The following is a 13205-nucleotide window of genomic DNA, read 5'->3' on the forward strand; positions in this document are numbered from 1 at the left end:
TTCGTCCGTAATCGGGGCGTGATATTCTATCAGGAGGAAAGTCTGATGCTTGAATCAGGACAATTAATTTTGCTCGTAAACCCCAAAGGCAAGCGCTACCTGCGCATGCTTAAAGCCGGGGAAGAAATACATACTCATGACGGCATGATGAAGACAGACGACATTGCCGCTTCCGGATACGGAAAGGTTGTTGAAACTCATCTGGGCCACAAATATCAGGTCCTTAAGCCGACCATTTACGATATCATCAAGGGACTGAAACGCCAGACCCAGATCATGTATCCCAAAGAAATCAGCTACCTGCTGCTCAAGCTGGGTATCGGTCCCGGCACAAGAGTAGTGGAATCCGGTTCCGGTTCCGGCGGGCTGACCACCGCCCTTGCCTACTATGTGGGCGACACCGGAAAAGTCTACACCCATGAAAAACGTCCCGAATTTTACAAGCTCGTGCGCAAGAATCTTGAATGGGCAGGCCTTGAACACCGCGTTGAGCAGTTCAACCTGAACATCGAAGACGGCTTCCTCGCAAGCGACTGCGACGCCCTGTTCCTCGATGTACCCAACCCTTGGGATTACCTGCACCACATCCCCAAAGCGGTCATTCCCGGAGCAATGTGCGGCTTCCTGCTACCGACCACCAATCAGGTCAGCGACCTGCTGAAAGCCATGGAAGACCTGCCTTTCGAAGAACAGGAAGTCTGCGAAATACTGATTCGCCGTTACAAGCCCATTGCCGAACGTCTGCGCCCCGAAGACCGCATGGTAGGTCACACCGGGTATCTCGTTTTCGCGCGCAACATGTCCGGCTGTGAAATGAGCGTTGAAGCCCCCAAGAAGAAGCGTGAGAATCGCGGAAAGCCCTCTGCGGACAAGTATCATGTTGACAGAAAGGACATGATTCACGCCAAGAAAGGTGATGAAGCTGAAGAAGCTAACCCTGCAGAATCTGCTGGTTCTGATGAGGAGAAGGCTGAATAGTTTTCTTTTCAGGTATTTTATTTGAATTTAAGAAGCCGGACTCTTTCGTGAGGGTCCGGCTTTTTGGGGTCTTACTGAAACTTATAAATCATTAAACTAAAAAAAGTCTCTTTACCTTAGGAAATTGCTTATATTCTAGACGCGAAGATACTTGATCACACCAGAATGTTAATTTAACTCACCCGCTCCAGAACCCCATTCAAACTCTTCAAAACATACCCCGCGATCAACTCTATAAAATCGCCCTTCTCCCCCTTAAGGTTAAACTTCTCCAAAGCATCATAATAAGCCAGTCGACTATCAGTATCCCCGGCAATATTGACCACCAGATAACCACACTGCATCAACAACAGATTCATGACCAACCGTGCGGTCCGTCCATTCCCGTCAATAAACGGATGAATAGTCGCTATACGCTCATGCACCTCTGCCGCAAGAATGACAGGATGCAGATCAGACTCGTTTTCACTTAACCAGACAAGCAGCTGTTCCATAAGAACCGGAACCTGCCACGGCTGTGGGGGAATATGCCTGCTGCCGGAAATCGCAACTGGCACACTACGGTATTTCCCCGCATTTTCGCGATCTATGCCCTGTAAAATAATAGAATGAATATCCTTGATGACCTTCTCAGAAATTCCAGTTCCCGCAGTGGACAGTTCACGGATATATTGAATGGCTTCATAATGATTAACCGCTTCGAGATGCTCTTTCATGGACTTGCCGCCGATGGTCAGCCCCTTGTTGATGACAAGATCGGTCTCACGCAAGGTGAGCGTATTCCCTTCGATTCGGTTGCTGTCGTAAGTATATTCGATGTTCAAAGCCTCAGTTATCTGCACACTGACTCTGTAACGACATTCGTCTAGAAGGGATTTGAGTTCATCAATTTCTTTGAGCAGCGACTGGAGCGAATTGGATTTATTGTAGTCTGCGGTCATTTCAAACTCCTTAAACTCAAAGTATTTGTTTCGCCCAAAAGCGTCAATCAGGTAACCGGCCAAAACAAAGCCCCGGCACAACCGCACCAGGGCATCACACTGACAAAAACAACTAGATCTACCGCAGATGCTTCCTGATAGCATCCTCATCCTTGCGCCTCTGCACTTCCTGCGCAACAACAGCGGGCACGCAGACCATACCTACAGGATTGAATATCGTCCGCAGCGACTTTGCCAGAACGATAGCTACCGGAATACCCACAATGGATATTGCCAGCCCGACTATCTGGGCAATGGTGATCAGCGCGAAGATAATCCCGAAAGGAATCCACAGAATCATTATGATGGTTGAATAAGCCTCCCACGCCATATTGCTTTCCACTCGCAGATCTTCCTTTGAAACCATGGACCAACTGAACGGGGCAAACAAAAATTTGCTGTACTGAATCAACCCCAGACCAAGTGGCGAAGCAACCACAGTCAACACCATAAGTGAGCCGATCAGAAAAAACGCAATTGCGTTAAGAAATCCCAGAAAGGGAAAATACCACAGAATATTCCCAAGTAATCTCATTGCCACTTCCTCATACTTATACTGTTCATCGCCAAAATAAATTTACGACCTCAGGAATAGAGCACTCCTAGCATATTCACTAAAGAACCCCGACACAACCGCGCCGGGGTTCATTTCTCACATCAACCAGCAATCGCCCCTTAAGGATTCCAAAGCGGATTATCCACTTTGGCCGCCGGAGGTGAAATCTAATAATAAAACGAGAAGCGCATCATCTAAACAACCTAGTTCAACAGACTGTCCATAGCCTGTTCACTCTTGGATTTGCGTGGTTTGGGTTTGGGTCTCGGAGCGGGGGCCGATGCGGGAGCAACCTGCTGCTGATTTGCGGGCGGAGCACTTGAGGCCTGTGAAGATGAAGCGGATCCGGACGCCCCCTCTCCGGCGAAATAAAAGTCCCCAACCAGAGAAGAAGATTCCCACGGAACCTGTTTGCGGTTGGTATCCTTGATGACACCGCGCCTTACCTGCTTGAAAAACTTCTCGATAGACAACCCTTTGCTGCCCATATTGTTCACCATATGGGTCACATAAGGGCTGTTATTACCCCGTCCGTCAAGAGCCACATTGCCGGGAGCTGTGGCAAAGGCGATAAATGATCCGGTGGGAGCATCCATCTGGGCCAGACCGTTCCTCATTGAACGAAAACTACGCTTAAAGGGATTGTTCCGGCAGGCATCAAGAATAACGATATTCATGGGGTTTCCGGCATCTTCCATCTTGGCCAGCACTTTTCCGGCATCAACCGCTTCGTACTGCACATCGGACTGTCCCTGAACAGACATGTAAAGCGGACAGAGATAGTTTATGCCATCCACCTGCAACCCATGCCCTGAAAAATAAAACAATCCGACCTGATAATTCCTGAGTTTACGGCCAAATTCATCAATGGCCCGGCCCATGGTTGCACGGTCGGCGTTTTTAACCACCATGACATCAAAGCCCGACTTTTTGAGTGCCCTGTTCATGGCGGCAACATCATTGACAGGATTCTTCAGTGCACCGAGCTTCTTGTAAGCGGAATTACCTATCAAAAGAGCCAGTCGTTTCTGCTGAGCCGCACAATCAGTTGCGGAAAACAGCAGAACCGAAAAAACGACAAACAGACAATAAAGCAGCCCCCGACCGGAAGTAGTTGTTTTCATTGCTTCCCCCTGCAAGATAAAGAGAAAATATTTTCACATAATCTCTTTATAACATAACTTGCTGGAAAGACACAATGAAAGCTCCACCGAAAAGAACGGTCATGAAAAAGATCCATATAGGCTGTAAAAAGAAGCAGATCAGGCCGACTATCTTAACCCAGCCGTGAACGCCGCCGGACTGCTGCAAAGCGATGGAAGCACTGCCGACAGGCGCGGTGGACTTGATCGCTCCGATTTTGGCAGTTGAATCCCGGTAGTAAAAATAATAGGCACTCATACCGTAACCAAGCTGGGCCAACAGTCCCCCGAAAGGCAGAAAACCGATCAGAAATGTTATAAATGCCCAGAAATACATTTTGCGGTAAAGAAACCACCAGAATCCGAAAAGGAAAGCAGGCCAGTGCCAGGTCACGGTAAAGCCGTCTCGCAGAGTCTGAAATTTAGCGAAATTAAAGATATATTTCCCAGCGTTGGGGCCGATGAATTCCGCGTAATCATCGGTGGTTACCATGTGCATGTTTGTATCTCCGTATTCAGGCATTCAGCCTCCGGCAATTTAAATATAGTTGAGATTGAGCAGGTATGTATTAGGTGCTGAAACGTCTTAAATTCATACAACTCCAAATTCACTTTACCATATCCCTTTCATGCCCCAGGACTTGGTTATTGGCAAGATGCGTGTTAGCACATTATCCCATCTGTCAAGGGATTCTTTGACATTCATATAATTATGGACTAACGAAATTTGGTTCCACGCTCCGTACCGGGACGGACTTGATTTATTAGCTTTCTCCCGGAAATCCGCAAAGAGAAGATAAAATGGCAAAAATACAGAAAATCAAAGGCGTTGCAGACCTCTTCCCCGAGGACAGCGCTCGTTACGCTTTCATGGAGAAGGCCGCGCGGGATACTTTCACCAGCTACGGTTTCGGTGAACTCAGGACACCCATACTGGAAAAAACAGAATTGTTCTGTCGCTCCATCGGAGAAGAGACAGATGTGGTCCAGAAGGAAATGTACACTTTCCCCGACCGCAAAGGACGCTCTCTCACCATGCGACCCGAGGCGACAGCAGGTGTTGTCCGCGCATACGTGGAGAACAAAATATACCAGCCGGGCAAGGTCAGTAAATATTTCACCTTCGGTCCCATGTTCCGTTACGAAAGACCTCAAGCTGGACGCATGCGCCAGTTCCACCAGATCAATGCCGAGGTTTTCGGAGCACCCGAACCACAGGCAGATGCTGAAGTGCTGCTCATGCTCTCCGGCTTCCTGAATAAAATCGGCCTGACCAAGCTCTCTTTTGAGCTGAATTCTCTGGGTTGCCCGGAATGCCGCCCCCAGTACAATCAGGCACTGAAAGATTTCCTGAACGCACTCAACAGGGAAGAACTTTGTGACGACTGCCAGCGCCGCATGGACACCAATCCCCTGCGAGTGCTCGACTGCAAAAACAAAAATTGCAAAGCGTTGACCAAAGACGCACCCAATATCCCTGACCATCTTTGCGGAGAATGCCGTGACCATTTTGACGTGGTCATCGCACTTATTAATGAAGCGGGACTCGAATACACTTTGAACCCCCGCCTTGTGCGCGGACTGGATTACTACCAGCGCACAACCTTTGAGGTAACCTCCGGCGATATCGGCGCGCAGACCGCTGTTGCGGGCGGCGGACGTTATGACGGACTGGTTGAGAGCCTCGGCGGCCCTAAAAAGGTTCCCGGAATCGGCTTTGCCTGCGGCATGGAACGTCTGGCCCTGCTACTTGAAGGTGAATTTGAGGCTGCGAATGACTTTTACATTGCCCTTGTGGATGACAGAGCCGCAAAAGAAGCTCTCATCTTCGGCGAAAAACTGCGCCGCAGCGGACTGAAAGGCGAAGTGGGCTTCACCGCCAAGAGCATGAAAGCTCAGCTCAGGCATGCCAACAAGATAAATGCGGCAAAGTGTTTTATCTTCGGTGCTGATGAATTCGAAAACGGTACGGTCACCATAAAAGATATGACCGAAGGCGGAGAACAGGAGACTGTAAACCGCGACCAGTTTTTTAAATAGACAGTTCAAAATAAAATTTTCAAATAATATCGGGAGAGACTAAAGATGTCTGAACAGATTGAAGAACGCGATTACGATGAATACCGGGTGATTGAGCCCCTCGGAGACTGGAAACGTACCCACAGCTGTAACGAAATCACTGCAGCAAACATGGGGGAAAAAGTTCTGATCATGGGCTGGGTCCAGTTTCGCCGTGACCATGGCGGGCTGATCTTCATCGACCTTCGTGACCGTGAAGGACTGACCCAGGTTGTTTTCAGCCCCGAGCACAATTCTGATGCACACGAACGCGCGCACGCCATCCGCTCCGAGTACGTTGTCGCCATCAAGGGTGAAGTCCGTGAGCGCCCTGACGGTATGCGCAATCCGAACCTGACCACCGGAGATATCGAAATCGTCGTTGATGAATGGAAACTTCTCAATACTTCCGATACTCCCCCCTTCGCCATTGAAGACCGTTCCGATGCATCGGAAATGCTGCGCCTCAAGTACCGCTTTCTGGACCTGCGCCGCCCCAGCCTTGCCAAGAACTTTATCCTGCGCAACAAGGCCGCACAGTCCGTCCGCCGCTATCTTGACGGCCTCGGTTTCCTTGAAGTCGAGACTCCTGTTCTGACCAAGTCCACTCCCGAAGGCGCACGTGACTTTCTGGTTCCCAGCCGCATGAATAATGGAGATTTCTACGCCCTGCCGCAGTCTCCGCAGCTTTTCAAGCAGATGCTCATGGTTTCCGGTCTGGACCGTTACTTCCAGATCGTGAAATGCTTCCGCGATGAAGACCTGCGTGCAGACCGTCAGCCCGAATTCACCCAGATTGATATCGAGATGAGCTTCGTCAACGAAGAACAGGTCATGGGTATGGCCGAAGAAATGGTCCGCACCGTTTTCAAGGAAACCATCGAAACCGAACTCCCCGCTCAGTTCCCCCGCATGAGCTATGCTGACGCCATGCGTGACTACGGTTGTGACAAGCCTGATGTCCGTTTCGACCTCAAGCTGAAAGAAGTCACCGATGTCTTCAAGGGTTCCGGCTTCAAGGTTTTTGCCAGCTCCGAGCTGATCAAGATCCTCCGGGTTCCCAACGGAGCAGAGCTTTCCCGCAAGGAAATCGACGAGTACACTAAGTTCGTTGAAATATACGGTTCCAAAGGCCTCGCATGGATCAAGGTCAAGGAAGACGGCGAATGGCAGTCTCCCATAGTTAAATTCTTCTCTGAAGAAGAGTGCGCAAAGCTGCGTGAAATCACCAACTGCCAGCCCGGTGACATACTCTTCTTCCAGGCCGGAGCCTCAGAAATTGTCAACGCTGCACTCGCCGCACTGCGCATCAAGATCGGAGAACGTTTCGAACTCATTGACGAGACCAAATTCGCTCCCCTGTGGGTTACCGACTTCCCGCTGCTTGAGTACAACCCGGACGAAAAGCGTTATGTTGCCCGTCACCATCCGTTCACTTCCCCGCAGGAAGGACAGATTGATGAACTGGCGGACAAACCCGCTGAAGCTCTCGCCCGTGCTTACGACCTCGTAATGAACGGATATGAAGTAGGTGGAGGTTCCATCCGTATCCATACTCCCGAAATGCAGGAAAAAATGTTTGCTGCTCTCGGCATCAATGAAGAAGAAGCCCGCGCCAAGTTCGGCTTCCTCATGGATGCGCTGAAATTCGGTGCACCGCCGCACGGTGGTATTGCATTCGGTCTGGACAGACTTATTATGATTCTGTGCGGGGCAAAATCCATCAGGGACGTTATCGCCTTCCCCAAAACCCAGAAGGCTACCTGCCTGATGACCGAAGCACCCGCAGGTGTTTCTTCTACCCAGCTCCGTGAACTGGGCATCCGCCTGCGTGAAAAGAAAGAAGCTTAAGGGCTTGTGCAAGAATCCCAAAACTTTTTAGTAGGGCTTCGCCGATAGCCAATTAAACTTTTGCAATTAATAAAAATTCCCCTCAACTTTCGCTAAAGAAAGCTGAGGGGAATCAAAAAATATAAACCCTCAGGGAGTCCAGAGGGGCTTAGCCCTTCTGGTCCCGCTGAAGGCGCCCCCGGAGGGCTGCCGGAGGCAATATCTGCGTAAATGCGGATGTCACGCCATTTATTAAAGAAGGTCCGGGAACGGGTTTGGACCTTCAAGGAAGATAATTTTTTATGAAGCTTGAAATAGTAAAATATCCTGATCCGACCTTGAAAGAGGTCTGCGAAAAGATCGAGGAAATCACTCCGGAGCTGCGTGAAATCGTAGATAATATGATCGAGACCATGTATGAGGACGATGGCGTTGGACTTGCAGCACCCCAGATCGGCCTGAAAAAACGCCTGATCGTCATCGACCCGTCCGGTCCTAAAGAGCGGACTGACCTGCAGGTTATCGTCAACCCCGAAATCACCAGCCGTGAAGGGAAAGTTGACTCCGAAGAAAGCTGCCTGTCATGCCCCGCATTCCGCTGTGTCATCAAACGTGATGAAAAAGTGACTGTGACCGGAACTGATCTTGAAGGCAACGAACTGAAAATCGAAGCAGACGATTTTCTGGCCATCGTGCTGCAGCACGAAATTGATCATCTGGACGGAACCCTCATTGTCGACCGTGTAGGCCGCCTTAAACGTGCAATGTACGACAAGAAGATAAAGAAATGGCAGAAAAGCGCTGGAAACTAGTATTTATGGGCACACCGGACTTCGCGTCCACCATTCTTGAATACCTCATTGAATGGGATGGATGCGATGTCATAGCCGCTTATACCCAGCCGGACCGCAAAGGCGGACGCGGGCAGAAAGTCAGGCAGTCCCCGGTAAAGGAAGTCGCGCTGAAAAACGATATCCCCGTTTATCAGCCCGTGAACTTCAAAGATGAGAAAGACATTGAAGAACTGCGCGCATTAGAACCCGACTTTCTGATCGTGGCTGCTTACGGACTTATCCTGCCGCAGGCAGTTCTGGACATCCCCAAAGTGATGCCTTTAAATGTCCACGCTTCACTGCTGCCCAAATACCGTGGAGCAGCTCCCATTCACAGGTCTGTAGCCAACGGTGACCATGCGACCGGAATTACCATCATGAAAATGGAAGCCGGCCTTGATACAGGACCGATGCTCGTTCAGCAGGCCCTTGGAATCGCATGGGACGACTACACCGGGAAAATACATGACGAGCTTGCCGCCATGGGTGGCCCGCTGGTCATGGAAACCCTGTTGCGCTATGAGAATAAACATCTCATAATAATGGAACAGGACGATTCCATTGCCACCTATGCCCCGAAGCTAAGCAAGGAAGAAGGGCTCATAGACTGGACTAAGGATGTACAGTCCGTTCATAACCAGATCAGAGGCATGTATCCGTGGCCGGGTGCATACTTCTTCTGGAGCCACAAGCAGGATTCTGAACCTATCCGTCTGGTTATCGCCCCCGGAAAGCCGGGTGAAGAAGAAGCCGGTGACAACGCTCCCGGAACGATCGTAGGCGAATTTGAAGGAATGCTGGGAATCGCCTGCGCAGATAAAATATATCTCACGCCAAAGGTAAAACCCGCGGGTAAAAAAGAAATGGACGGTAAAGCCTTCGTCTGCGGATATATGGGAAAATGTGAGCCTTAATAAGGCAGACAACCACAGCAAAACAGCAACTCAGCCGGACGGTCTTCCGTCCGGTTCAGGTTTTTAGATGAGCAAAGAAAAAGATTCCAAAAAACGCCTTTTCATCGGTCTGATAACCGGAACCAGTATCCTGCTTTGTTTTTTTCTGGCGATGCTCTGGTATGTGCCTTTCGCAGGTCTTGATTCCTTTGGAGCATGGGCCGCATGGGCCTGGGGAATATTTATTTTCGCGCTCATCTTTATTGTCGGGTGGGCTTATGCAGGACTGCTGGCAAATGTAGTTCTCGGACGCACTCTTCCTTTTTTTCAGAAGGCGCGGGGATTGACAGTAAAGATCTTCCTGCCCCTGATGACTATTCTGGGAAGAGTTTTCGGCCTTTCAAAACGCAAGATCAGAGGATCATTCATCAAGGTAAACAACGAACTGGTTCTTTCGGAATCCGGACGGTTTGACCCTGAAAAAATAATGATCCTTACCCCGCACTGCCTTCAGGCCAGCCGTTGCGACATGCGACTGACCTACGATGTGGACAACTGCAAACGCTGTGGTCTTTGCACGGTAAAAGGACTGCTTGAGCTGCGTGATAAATACGGCGTGCATTTCGCCATTGCCACCGGAGGCACTATCGCCCGCCGTCTGGTTGTGCAGAAGCGTCCGCGCATGATTGTGGCAATTGCTTGCGAACGAGACCTCGCCAGCGGCATTCAGGATACTTATCCACTTCCGGTGTACGGCGTTCTGAACGAAAGGCCGCATGGCCCTTGCCTTGACACTGAAGTTTCTCTTGTTGCAGTGGAAGAAGCCCTGCGCCGTTTTATTAAAGAAGATAAACTCCCTGCGGACGCTGATAAAAATGTCGGCATGACACCCCTTACCGGCTTATAAAAGCGGACTATAATAAATGAAAAAATTTTCCCTGCCCGGCCCGAGAGGCCTAGCCTACGAGTGTGTTACACGCTCTCTGGAAGGCGGTGCTGACGCACAGGCCGTGCTGGACTCGATCCTTTCGTCTTCAAAACTTGATCAGCGGGACCGCGGATTCATAACAGAAATCATGTACGGATATCTGCGTATGCGTATCCGCCTGCAGACTGTTCTGAACTGCTTCCTTTCCAGACCGGATGGACTCCCTGCCCCAATTATCCGGGTTCTGGGTATGGCTGCCTATGAAATCCTGCATATGGATGTCCCGGCCTACGCTTCTGTCGACTGGGGAGTGGACTCTGCCAAAAGACTTTCACGCGGCAAGCTTGGTGGTCTGGCAAATGCTGTGCTCCGTAAGGTGGCTAGGCTTGCCGAAGAAGGTGCGGATGAAGAATTCTTTCAACGCAACACTTCAGGTGAGATCGAGTATCTTTCCGCTTACTACTCCTGCCCTGAATGGATAGTGGATATGTGGCTGGACAGTTATGGGCGCGAAAAAACCGAAATGTACCTTGATGCCCAGATCTGCCCCCCCGCTGCAGGATTCGTTCTCGACCTGACAGATGGAAATGCCCGTAACGCTGCGGAAGAACTCATGCAGGAAGGCGATTATATTGAAGCTGACGGTCAGGGTTTTGCTTTTTATTCCGGGCAATGGCCCAACGCTTTCAAGGGACTGGACAATGAGGTGCTGACCCGCCAGAGCTATGCCGCCAGACAGGCTTTGTCGGTTCTGGAACCACAAGAATGGCCCACGCCGGTATGGGATGGATGCTCAGGTCGCGGCGGTAAATCCCGCTTCCTCAACTCGAAAGGAATATCTCCGGTTTTTGCAAGCGATCCGCACGAAGGCAGACTGGCGGCTCTCAGAACTGAAATTCCCGCAGTTTCCGCGTTCAGAGCTTCAGCAATCAATCCGCCCCTTGCAAGGGAATCTGTAGGAACCGCTTTGCTCGATGTTCCATGTTCCGGTCTGGGTGTTCTTTCCAGACGTCCTGACACCAAATTCAAACGTACTCCGGAAGATGTTGACTCACTTATACATCTACAGTCCAGAATTCTGGAAAACAGCTGGAAGACAGTGAAAAGCAGAGGCCGCATGGCATATATAACCTGCACCTTGAACCCTGATGAAAATGAACGCCAGATTGCAGCATTTTTAAACAAGCACAAGAATGCAAAGCTGCTCAAGGAATGGACAACTCCCCCGGAATCGGAATTACGCGAATTTTTTTATTCTGCACTGATAGAAAAGCAGTGATTTCATCTAGTTAACTCCATCAAAAAAGCCGCACATGAATCATGTGCGGCTTTTTTGATGGTCCTGTAAAAACTACTTGTCCTGCAATTGTTTTTTCACAAAATCGAAAAATTTTTGAGCTTCGGCATGGTCTTTATTCAAGGACAGAGCCTTGGCCAGATGATCGGCACACTTTTCGAGCTGCCCCTTTTCATAATAGGCTCTGGCTATGTTGTAATGGAGGTTTTCATCATTGGAAGTCATCTCCAGAGCACGTTCATAATAATCAATGGCCTGATCCTGCATCCCGGTTTTGCGAAGATTAATGCCGAATTCATTAAACAGATGCTTGTGCTCGGTCTGGAAAGCAGCATCAAGTTTGACCAGTCTTTCAAATATATCATTGGCCTTGTTGCTTTCACCGCGCTCCATATAAGTAAGGCCAAGTCCAAAGTTCGCTTTTACATTATCCTCGTCAACATCAAGAGCATTCTGAAACTCAAATTCAGCGCTGTAGGTAGCTCCGGCCTGTCTTGCTTTTTCACCACGCTCAACAGTTGTGTTGAGTTCCTTAAGCTTAGGGTAAACAGTCGACATATAGAACTCAGGCTCAGGCGAATACTTTGAAAGGAATTCCTCCATTTCAATAGTCGACTTTGGACCGGACGGGATGTAGCTCTTATTCAGGGCCTGGACTTCAACAGTGCCGTCATCAAGTTCCCTGGCCATCCAGTACATCTTGCTGATGGTTCGCCGCACGGTTGTACCAGTACCTATCTTCTGGACACTCTGGCTTGAAAAGACGCCCTGTATCTTTTTTCTGTCAGTCACATGTTCAGCAGATACCATTTAAACTTCCTTACCTTTGATTACTACAAACTAGTGAACTATAGATAAATTTTTCACGAAAAGCCAACAGCAAAATCATTTCTGCAATTGAGAATCCTTATCTTTAAATTCGATAAAAAATACACAATTGTCGAATTTTGCCCTTCATTTTTGCATCATGAAGTTTTACTCTGTGCCCCGTCAGTTATAAAATTGAAATAACACTCGCTATCATTACGCAGGTGACAAAAACACGTTATTAATGTAAGCACTCATTTCTAATGTTTTTCATTATTGTCAACTAACTGCCGTAGGATGCGGATTTAGACCAGTAGAGGGAAGTATGAGCAAAGCAAAAGTAGGACAAAGGATACAAAATTTCAGGGAAAAACAAGGTATCAGCCTTGAAGAATTCTCCGAACGCACCGGCCTTGGACTTGATTTCCTCAAGGCTGTTGAAGAAAAAGAAAAATACCCCTCTCTAGGTCCCCTACTCAAAATCGCACGGGCACTGGGCGTTCGCCTTGGAACATTTCTCGATGATCAGGTCAGTAAAGATCCCCTGATCGTCAAGCTTGATGAGCGCGAAGAAGAGTTCACCATGCATTCCGATCAGGAAAAGACTGCTTCAATGAAGTACTTTTCCCTTGGAAAAGGGAAAAGTGACCGCCACATGGAGCCGTTCTTCATTGAAATCCAGCCTGAAGATAACGCTCCCAAGATGACTTCCCATGAAGGTGAGGAATTCATCATTGTCGTATCAGGACAGCTCAAGGTTGTTTACGGCAAAGAGGAAAGCGTCCTTTCTGCTGGCGACAGTGTATATTTCAATTCCGTTGTGCCGCACTATGTTGCCGCTGAAGGCAATGAAAAGTGTGATATATACGCAGTTCTTTATTTTCCGGAGTAAGAGAGGTTTTC

Annotated in this window: 13 protein-coding genes; 8 read left to right on the forward strand and 5 right to left on the reverse strand. The window is 49.1% G+C overall.

Features of this window, described 5'->3' with window-relative positions; translation table 11 throughout:
- Nucleotides 1-45 precede the first annotated feature (45 nt).
- Nucleotides 46-978 carry a tRNA (adenine-N1)-methyltransferase gene (locus tag ACZ5PW_RS01380; RefSeq protein WP_464557369.1) on the forward strand — a complete coding sequence of 311 codons (933 nt, stop codon included), beginning with the start codon at nucleotides 46-48 and terminating at the stop codon, nucleotides 976-978.
- A gap of 173 nt (nucleotides 979-1151) precedes the next feature.
- On the opposite strand, the gene ACZ5PW_RS01385 is transcribed toward ACZ5PW_RS01380, so the two are convergent.
- The 4 genes from ACZ5PW_RS01385 to ACZ5PW_RS01400 form a co-directional block, all read right to left on the reverse strand.
- Nucleotides 1152-1919: a Fic family protein gene (locus ACZ5PW_RS01385; RefSeq protein WP_464557371.1), complete on the reverse strand. Its 768-nt coding sequence runs from the start codon at nucleotides 1917-1919 to the stop codon at nucleotides 1152-1154.
- Nucleotides 1920-2037: 118 nt separating this feature from the next.
- A complete protein-coding gene (locus ACZ5PW_RS01390; protein ID WP_464557373.1) occupies nucleotides 2038-2493 on the reverse strand; it encodes a YccF domain-containing protein in 456 nt (151 codons plus the stop codon).
- Between the two features lie 224 nt (nucleotides 2494-2717).
- Nucleotides 2718-3638: a caspase family protein gene (locus ACZ5PW_RS01395; RefSeq protein ID WP_464557375.1), complete on the reverse strand. Its 921-nt coding sequence runs from the start codon at nucleotides 3636-3638 to the stop codon at nucleotides 2718-2720.
- A 46-nt stretch (nucleotides 3639-3684) separates the two neighbouring features.
- Nucleotides 3685-4179: a DUF2628 domain-containing protein gene (locus ACZ5PW_RS01400; RefSeq protein ID WP_464557376.1), complete on the reverse strand. Its 495-nt coding sequence runs from the start codon at nucleotides 4177-4179 to the stop codon at nucleotides 3685-3687.
- A gap of 278 nt (nucleotides 4180-4457) precedes the next feature.
- Here ACZ5PW_RS01400 and hisS point away from each other — a divergent pair, with 278 nt between their 5' ends.
- The 6 genes from hisS to ACZ5PW_RS01430 all read left to right on the forward strand — a co-directional run bounded on the left by hisS (nucleotide 4458) and on the right by ACZ5PW_RS01430 (nucleotide 11477).
- Nucleotides 4458-5696, forward strand: coding sequence for a histidine--tRNA ligase (gene hisS, locus ACZ5PW_RS01405; protein ID WP_464557377.1), 1239 nt, complete (start codon nucleotides 4458-4460; stop codon nucleotides 5694-5696).
- A gap of 45 nt (nucleotides 5697-5741) precedes the next feature.
- Nucleotides 5742-7565: an aspartate--tRNA ligase gene (gene aspS, locus ACZ5PW_RS01410; protein ID WP_464557378.1), complete on the forward strand. Its 1824-nt coding sequence runs from the start codon at nucleotides 5742-5744 to the stop codon at nucleotides 7563-7565.
- Between the two features lie 281 nt (nucleotides 7566-7846).
- On the forward strand, nucleotides 7847-8356 hold the full coding sequence (gene def, locus ACZ5PW_RS01415) for a peptide deformylase (RefSeq protein ID WP_464557379.1): 510 nt from the start codon (nucleotides 7847-7849) through the stop codon (nucleotides 8354-8356).
- Nucleotides 8332-9291, forward strand: coding sequence for a methionyl-tRNA formyltransferase (fmt, locus tag ACZ5PW_RS01420; RefSeq protein WP_464557380.1), 960 nt, complete (start codon nucleotides 8332-8334; stop codon nucleotides 9289-9291). The genes def and fmt overlap by 25 nt, the downstream gene beginning before the upstream one ends.
- A gap of 67 nt (nucleotides 9292-9358) precedes the next feature.
- The gene (locus ACZ5PW_RS01425; RefSeq protein ID WP_464557381.1) at nucleotides 9359-10177 is read left to right on the forward strand and encodes a DUF116 domain-containing protein; all 819 of its coding nucleotides are present in this window, start codon (nucleotides 9359-9361) and stop codon (nucleotides 10175-10177) included.
- Nucleotides 10178-10193: 16 nt separating this feature from the next.
- Nucleotides 10194-11477 carry a transcription antitermination factor NusB gene (locus tag ACZ5PW_RS01430; protein ID WP_464557382.1) on the forward strand — a complete coding sequence of 428 codons (1284 nt, stop codon included), beginning with the start codon at nucleotides 10194-10196 and terminating at the stop codon, nucleotides 11475-11477.
- A 72-nt stretch (nucleotides 11478-11549) separates the two neighbouring features.
- Here the strand turns inward: ACZ5PW_RS01430 and ACZ5PW_RS01435 are convergent, their stop codons facing one another.
- Nucleotides 11550-12305 (reverse strand): tetratricopeptide repeat protein, encoded by a 756-nt coding sequence (locus ACZ5PW_RS01435; RefSeq protein WP_464557383.1) that lies wholly within the window; start codon nucleotides 12303-12305, stop codon nucleotides 11550-11552.
- Nucleotides 12306-12627: 322 nt separating this feature from the next.
- On the opposite strand from ACZ5PW_RS01435, the gene ACZ5PW_RS01440 reads away from it, so the two are divergent.
- On the forward strand, nucleotides 12628-13194 hold the full coding sequence (locus ACZ5PW_RS01440) for a helix-turn-helix domain-containing protein (RefSeq protein WP_464557384.1): 567 nt from the start codon (nucleotides 12628-12630) through the stop codon (nucleotides 13192-13194).
- Nucleotides 13195-13205 lie beyond the last annotated feature (11 nt).

It is taken from the genome of Maridesulfovibrio salinus, assembly GCF_055394525.1.

Excerpts from the sequence above, each read along its gene's own strand:
- ACZ5PW_RS01440 (WP_464557384.1), top strand. The coding sequence starts at position 12,628 with ATGAGCAAAGCAAAAGTAGGACAAAGGATACAAAATTTCAGGGAAAAA.
- ACZ5PW_RS01430 (WP_464557382.1), top strand. The coding sequence starts at position 10,194 with ATGAAAAAATTTTCCCTGCCCGGCCCGAGAGGCCTAGCCTACGAGTGT.
- def (WP_464557379.1), top strand. The coding sequence starts at position 7,847 with ATGAAGCTTGAAATAGTAAAATATCCTGATCCGACCTTGAAAGAGGTC.
- fmt (WP_464557380.1), top strand. The coding sequence starts at position 8,332 with ATGGCAGAAAAGCGCTGGAAACTAGTATTTATGGGCACACCGGACTTC.
- ACZ5PW_RS01425 (WP_464557381.1), top strand. The coding sequence starts at position 9,359 with ATGAGCAAAGAAAAAGATTCCAAAAAACGCCTTTTCATCGGTCTGATA.
- ACZ5PW_RS01390 (WP_464557373.1), bottom strand. The coding sequence starts at position 2,493 with ATGAGATTACTTGGGAATATTCTGTGGTATTTTCCCTTTCTGGGATTT.
- ACZ5PW_RS01395 (WP_464557375.1), bottom strand. The coding sequence starts at position 3,638 with ATGAAAACAACTACTTCCGGTCGGGGGCTGCTTTATTGTCTGTTTGTC.
- ACZ5PW_RS01380 (WP_464557369.1), top strand. The coding sequence starts at position 46 with ATGCTTGAATCAGGACAATTAATTTTGCTCGTAAACCCCAAAGGCAAG.
- ACZ5PW_RS01435 (WP_464557383.1), bottom strand. The coding sequence starts at position 12,305 with ATGGTATCTGCTGAACATGTGACTGACAGAAAAAAGATACAGGGCGTC.
- hisS (WP_464557377.1), top strand. The coding sequence starts at position 4,458 with ATGGCAAAAATACAGAAAATCAAAGGCGTTGCAGACCTCTTCCCCGAG.
- ACZ5PW_RS01400 (WP_464557376.1), bottom strand. The coding sequence starts at position 4,179 with ATGCCTGAATACGGAGATACAAACATGCACATGGTAACCACCGATGAT.
- aspS (WP_464557378.1), top strand. The coding sequence starts at position 5,742 with ATGTCTGAACAGATTGAAGAACGCGATTACGATGAATACCGGGTGATT.
- ACZ5PW_RS01385 (WP_464557371.1), bottom strand. The coding sequence starts at position 1,919 with ATGACCGCAGACTACAATAAATCCAATTCGCTCCAGTCGCTGCTCAAA.